General features: G+C 62.9%; 3 protein-coding genes. 1 reads left to right on the top strand and 2 read right to left on the bottom strand.

Annotation, left to right across the window (positions count from 1 at the left end; translation table 11 throughout):
• The coding region (locus AC1D1X_RS16665) for a PDZ domain-containing protein (RefSeq protein WP_477698690.1) at positions 1-210 on the top strand (210 nt) is incomplete at its 5' end.
• Positions 211-341: 131 nt separating this feature from the next.
• Here the strand turns inward: AC1D1X_RS16665 and AC1D1X_RS16660 are convergent.
• Positions 342-2,033 carry a ShlB/FhaC/HecB family hemolysin secretion/activation protein gene (locus AC1D1X_RS16660; protein ID WP_477669659.1) on the bottom strand — a complete coding sequence of 564 codons (1,692 nt, stop codon included), beginning with the start codon at positions 2,031-2,033 and terminating at the stop codon, positions 342-344.
• Between the two features lie 27 nt (positions 2,034-2,060).
• Positions 2,061-4,379: beta strand repeat-containing protein (locus tag AC1D1X_RS16655; protein WP_477698689.1), on the bottom strand; the 2,319-nt coding region annotated here is incomplete at its 5' end.

Below are 4,379 nucleotides of genomic sequence, written 5' to 3'. Positions count from 1 at the left end.
GACCTGGCCGGGCTGGAGGCGGGCAACGTGGTGCTGGCAGTAGACGACGCCAAGGTGGCCACGCTCGAAGCTTTTTATAAAAAGCTGTGGGACCGGCCCGCACCCGACGCGGAAGTCAGGCTGACGGTGCTGCAGGGTGCAGAAGTCAAAACCATTGTGCTCAAGGCCCAGGACAGGATGCTGACGCTCAAGAAGCCTGCGGGCATCTGATTTTTACAACAAAATAGGTTGTAGCCCATACAGGTAAAGCGCAAGCAGCTATTGATTTAATAGCACTACAGGGCTACGCGATTTGACAGCCCCGCACGACAAGCCAGGAATGGGCACGAGCAGCGCAGCCTTCAAAACCGGTAGGCGACCTCGGTCCACATACGCGTTGAATCTGTCGTCCTGACCAGCTCGGGTGTCGACCCCAGGGGCGAGGCCAGGTAGGCACGGGCCCGCCACTGGTTGAGCCCGGTCCAGTCAAGGCCAACCCCCGCTCCGCTGAGCGTTGCGCTGTTGGCACCTGTCACCCAGGGTCGTTGATTGACTTTCAGGTAGGCACCGTCCCAGAACGCCACCGCCTGGAGCTTGCCGCCGACAACCTGCCCCAGGTCGTAGCGCAGCTCGACGCTTGTGCGGTAACCCGTATCACCCGACAACGCACCCACATCGTAGGCACGCACCGAATAGGGCCCGCCCACGGACATTTTTTGTGACGAATCGAGGTTGGTGTTTGCCCACTGGCCTGCCCATGAAAAATGCAGCGTGCTGTTTTGCCCGAGGCGCTGCAAGCGGGAGAAGCCCAGATTGGCCTTTGAAAACCAGCCCTGCGTTCGTGCGCTGGCCGCATCGTCCAGCTGCGCCTCTGTAGCGTCAAAAACCACCCTGCCCCGGGTCCATCCCAGGCTCCAGGTATTGATGCCGCCGGACAGCAAGGTGTCCCGCCAGTCCCCGGTCAGGCTCGACGTCCAGGAGTCGAGATGCCGGTCTGTTTTTATTCCCGCCACGTCTACACGCTCGCGCAACTGCACCGTGTCGTATTGAATCTGTCCATAGAGGTTGACCGTCTGGCTTCGCACCAGCGGATGCTTGCCCCAGAGGCTGCCGGTCTCGGCGGAACCATGCGCGCCAAGTATCTCAAGAGACCCGCCAATTTTGTAATCCAGCAAGGAATAGGCGGCTCCTGCGCGGGTGCCCTGGCCGTTCAACAATGATTCGTAGCCCACCCGTCCGTAGCTCAGCCCCTTCCCGGAATTCAGGCCGCTCAGGCTCAGGACATCGCCATGCTTCAAAGGGTTGTTGACGTACACCGTACCGCCCAGGCGGGCTCTTCCTGTATAGCTGTTGCCGTAGTCGTCCACAACCAGGCTTCCTGAAACCGCCGGGCCGGGCGTGGTATCGATACTCAGATCGGAGGTGCCCATCCCGTCGCCGGGTCTTAAGGTTGCCTGCACCACCACGCCGGGTATGTCCGACAGCAACAGCAGGGAATTGTCCAGCAGGGCCTGGTCGACTGGCTGCCCGTTTTGCAGCGGCGCTACCGTCGCCTGCAGCAGCAGGTCGTTCACGCGCGTCTGGTTGTTGACGCCGACCTTGCCGTAGCGCGCCTCGACCACCAGAAAGCGAACAACGCCCGACTGGATCACCTGCGCAGGCACCACGGCCCGGGCAAAGGTCTGGCCCCTGCTGTGGTAATACTGGCCTATGCGCCCCGCCATTTCGTCGAGCTGGTCAAGCGTCAGGCTTTTGCCTTCAGCATCGGCCACCAGTGCATGCAGCGTGGCTGTCTCAAACAGGGTGTTGCCGATGATGTTGATCGATTTGACATCCACCGTCACGGCGGGACGCACAGGTGGCGGCGGGATATTCCCCTCATTGCTGAGGGGCGGCCTTTCTCCGCGGGGCGATGGGACGGCTTGCTGGGACGGCTGGACCTGCCGGAGGATGGTGCCGATATCAACCGGCAGCGGATCAGCCGCCTGGACCGCGAACAGGGGCGCGGCTGCCAACAGCAGCACAGCGTGCTTACCGGATACGTTGCATTTCATGGGGAAACTTTTGTGGGGTAGCCGTATTTATTTTTGAGCGGCCAGCACACCGTTTTGCAGCTGCACGCCGCCGTCAACGATATGCAGGCGCGGATCTTTTCTTACTGTGGCAACCACATCCTGCAGCACCTCGACGGCCCCACCGGAAACCACCAGTTCGTCTCCACCGGAGGCATCGGCGCTTGCGCTGCGAGTTACCCGAAGGATGGGCGATACCTCGATCAGGCCGGATTTGGAGCGTGTCCCATCCACGGCCTGTTGCATGGCGGCGTCGGCACCATCATCGGCGCCCCCCCGCCCAAGCGTTCCCGCCCGTGCGGGCACAGCTGTGACAGGCAAGGGAGTGATGGATGCCGTCAGCCCGGTCGGTTGCACCACCGTGTAGTTGGCCGCGTCAACCCCGCCCAGGGTATAGCCTGTCACGGTCACGGGCTTTGCGTTACCCACATTCGCGTTGGCAAAAGCACCGCTGCCGCCGCTGACGCTAACCACGTCACCGACCAGGGCCGCCACGGCGGCGGTACCACCCAAGGTGGCCGCAGTCGTACCGTCAAAAACCTTGTTCTGCGCATTTACACCGGTGACAGCCAGGCTGGCCGGTGTGATGTTTGCCGTGACACCTGTAGGTTGCACCACGGTGTAGTTGCCGGCGTCGGCCCCGCCCAGCGTATAGCCGGTCACCGTCACGACTTTGCCGTTGCCCGCGTTTTTGTTGACGAAAGCGCCATTGCCGGTACCACCCACAGTCACCACGTCACCGCCCAGGGCTGTGACCCCCGCCGTTCCGTTAAGCGTGGCGTTGGTGGTGGTGTCGTAGACCTTGTTGTTTGCCCCGACGCCCGTGACGGCCAGGCTGGCTGGTGTGATGTTTGCCGTAACACCGGCAGGTTGCACCACGGTGTAGTTGCCGGCGTCGGCTCCGCCCAAGGTGTAGCCGGCCACGGTCACGACCTTGCCATTGCCCACATTCTTGTCAGCAAAAGTGCCGCTACCGCCACTCACACTCACCACGTCACCGCCCAAAGCAGCCACAGCGGCCGTGCCATTGAGGGTGGCTGCAGTACTCGCGTCATACACCTTGCTGTTTGCCCCTACACCGGTCACCGCCAGGCTGGCCGGCGTGATGTTTGCCGTAACGGCAGTGGGCTGCACCACGGTGTAGTTGCCGGCGTCGGCGCCGCTCAGCGTGTAGCCGGTCACGGTCACAGCTTTGCCATTGCCTACATTCTTGTTGGCGAAGGTTCCGCTACCGGTGCCGCCCACCGTCACGACATCACCGCCCAGGGCAACAACACCTGCGGTGCCATTGAGGGTAGCCGTGGTGGTGGTGTCATACACCTTGTTGTTGGCGCCCACACCTGTGACTGCCAGGCTGGCTGGCGTGATGTTGGCCGTGACAGCTGTGGGCTGCACCACGGTGTAGTTGCCGGCGTCGGCGCCGCCCAGTGTGTAGCCCGTGACTGTCACGGCCTTTCCGTTGCCCACGTTTTTGTTGACAAAGATGCCGCTGCCGGTACCGCCCACCGTCACGGTATCGCCGCCCAGGGCCGCGACGTTTGCTGTGCCATTGAGTGTGGCGGTGGTGGTCGTGTCGTAGACCTTGTTGTTTGCGCCTACGCCGGTAACAGCCAGGCTCGCCGGCGTGATGTTGGCTGTGACGCCGGTGGGCTGCACCACGGTGTAGTTGCTCGCATCGGCGCCGCCCAGCGTGTAGCCGGCGACGGTGACGGCCTTGCCGTTGCCCACGTTCTTGTTGTTGAAATTGCCGCTGCCCGTGCCGCCCACCGTCACGGTATCGCCGCCCAGAGCTGTGACCGCCGCYGTGCCATTGAGTGTGGCGGTGGTGGTGGTGTCGTAGACCTTGTTGTTTGCGCCTACACCCGTGACAGTCAAGCTGGCCGGCGTGATGTTGGCCGTGACGCCGGTGGGCTGCACCACGGTGTAGTTGCCTGCATCAGCTCCACCCAGTGTGTAGCCGCTGACCGTCACAGCCTTGCCATTGCCCACATTCTTGTCGGCGAAGGTGCCGCTGCCACCGCCAACCGTCACCACGTCGCCGCCCAGTGCCGCGACGTTTGCGGTGCCATTGAGCGTGGCGGTGGTGGTGGTGTCGTAGACCTTGTTGTTCGCGCCTACACCCGTAATGGCCAGGCTGGCAGGCRTGATGTTGGCCGTGACACCTGTTGGCTGCACCACGGTGTAGTTGCCGGCATCGGCGCCGCCGAGGGTGTAGCCGGTGACGGTGACGGCCTTGCCGTTACCCACGTTCTTGTTGACGAAATTTCCGCTGCCGGTACCGCCCACGGTCACGGTATCGCCACCCAGGGCCGTAACGGCGGCTGTTCC

The organism is Polaromonas sp. P1_G4, from assembly GCF_056405475.1.
This window is presented reverse-complemented; position numbering and strand designations above follow the sequence as displayed.